The sequence below is a fragment of the Helicobacter mesocricetorum genome, assembly GCF_900198605.1.
Taxonomy (GTDB): Bacteria; Campylobacterota; Campylobacteria; order Campylobacterales; family Helicobacteraceae; genus Helicobacter_D; species Helicobacter_D mesocricetorum.
The window spans coordinates 1-2,366 of the sequence record NZ_FZPJ01000025.1 but is presented as its reverse complement, the minus strand read 5'-3'; the positions used below and the strand labels follow the sequence as shown (position 1 = coordinate 2,366).

1 protein-coding gene is annotated in these 2,366 nt (G+C 33.3%); it reads right to left on the bottom strand.

The genetic code is table 11. The features are described 5' to 3' along the window. On the bottom strand, nucleotides 1-2,366 hold a 2,366-nt coding region (locus C6H18_RS06310; protein WP_407645606.1), incomplete at both ends, for a beta strand repeat-containing protein.

Sequence of the window (2,366 nt, the reverse complement as noted above, 5' to 3'; positions counted from 1 at the left end):
CCTTTAGTCTGTCCTTTAGCAGTTAATCCTCCTGCTAAAGAAGTATCACTCTTAGAGATATAAGGAAGCATAAAGGCTAGATGATTCCTATTATTCTCTTGCATAGAAGTTCTAATTAAAGCATCACTACTTAAATTATCAAAGTTAGCATAATAAGTCTCCCCTTCTTCATAGGGTTTATTAAAGTTAGAATACACATTAGCACTTCCTTGATTATGGATTAAATGCACAGCATTCATAGCATTCCCCATAACAGAACTTACAAAGGTAGCTCTTGCTTGAGTATTAGAAATAAGTGTTTGACCTAAAGCTGCTGCTGAAGTCTTAGCTCCATCAATAGAAAAGCTTAGGGTTTTAGTAAGAGAATCTACATTGACATTAACACTAGGATCATTCGTTTTAAACTCTGCTTTAGCAAAGACTTTAGCATTAATCTCTTCAGCATTTTTAATATTAGTATCTTTAGAAGTATCAATATTGATGATTTTTTCAGGATCTTTGGCAAGAATCGATAGATTGGAGATATTGGCTACATCAAAGGTTACATTAGAAACACTAACAGCACTTAAATTCTTTCCTGTTATTTCTAAAGGTTTTACTTCTCCAGCAGAATTAGTAGAAACTAACCATTGCTCTACTTCTACTTTACCACTTCCATTACTCTCTATCTTAGTAGTATCACTAACTTTACCGGTATTACTAATACTTAAATTACCACTTCCTTCATTTTTAATATTAGCCCCTAATTGAGCATTGCCTTCATTACTAAGTTTTAAATCTCCAGAACCAGAGTTAGTGATGTCTTTTTCTATCTTGGCATTCCCTTCATTTTTTAAGTTTAAGTTACCAGAGCCAGAATTAATAATATGTCCTGCTATATTACCATCATTAGAATTGGTAATACTAAGATTCCCACCTCCTTCATTTTTAATATCTCCTCCTATCTTTGCACTACCTTTATTTTCAATGGTAACTTTACCCTTACCACTAGCACTAACTCCTCCTGTTATGTTGGCATTGTCTTCATTTTTAAGAACAACAGGAGCATTTGAAGTAGAAGTAATAGAACCTGATATGTTTCCATTACCAGAGTTGGTAAGGCTTAAAGCTACATTATCACTTGTATTAATACTTCCTCCTATATTACCATTACCTTTGTTTTCAATAACCAAAGGTGTATTACCAGAAGCAGAAATATTTCCACTAATATTTCCTTGATTGCTTATCCCTGTTTTGGCTTCTATCTTTCCTGCTATATTAATGTCTCCTGTGATGTGGTTATTAGGGGCTATTTTAATAGCTGCTCCATTTATACTTTTAAGGGTTGCGCCTTCTTGGAGGTCGATACCATCTATGCTGGTGATATTATCCATCTTAGGGTTATTGATATTAATAGCGTCTTGTTTGGATTCTACAACACTGCCTTTTTCTAAGACGATTTTACCAATTTTACCCCCTAAAGTTCGATTCCAATTATTCGTAACATAAATTCCATATTGTTCTGCTTTAATACTTCCTTTATTGACAATAGTTTCAATATTCGTTCCAGCTTCAAAGAATACCCCATTAGTTTTAGAGTCAATGGTCCCCTCATTCGTAAAAGTTCCTATTTTGGATCTATTATTTCCATAAGTTGTAACATTAATGCCTCCATTCCATACTTCTTGTTTATTGTTCGTGTTTGTTCCTGTGGATTCTATGGTTCCTTTATTGGTTAAGTTTTCAATGGTTGAACCCCATATATGTATCCCTGCAGTTCCTTTTAACTTTCCTTCATTGATGAGGGTGCCTACATTCCTCCCTATCCTTAACATTATAGCGTCGCCTTTAGCTTGTATTGTTCCAGTATTAGTATTTTTAAAAGTTTTAATCGCACCACTTCCATTAACGGCAACACCGTGGGATTTATTAGAAATTATCGTCCCGCTATTTATAAAATTGTCTATTGTTGATCCAATGCTAACTGCGCTAAATCCTGATGTAGAACTTGTTGCATTATCAACTGCATTTCCTTCTATCAACCCCTTATTTTCAAAACTACTAATACTAGAACCGCTAAAAATATTAACCCCCACACTATTATTCCCCTCACCCTTAATAGTCCCTGTATTACTAAAAGTCTGAATAGTAGTTTTATTTATCCATACTGCATCTCTACCATTATTCTCTTTAGTAATAATTGTTCCTGTATTATTGAAGTTATTGATTGTAGAACCTTCTTGAAAAGTAACAGCATAACCTTTAGATTCTATTAATCCACTATTCTTAAAGTTCTCAATAGTAGATTTAATATAGAAGTTATATTTATTATTATTAGTATTCTTAATCGTTCCACTATTATCAAAAGTTTGTATAGAGCCTGTATT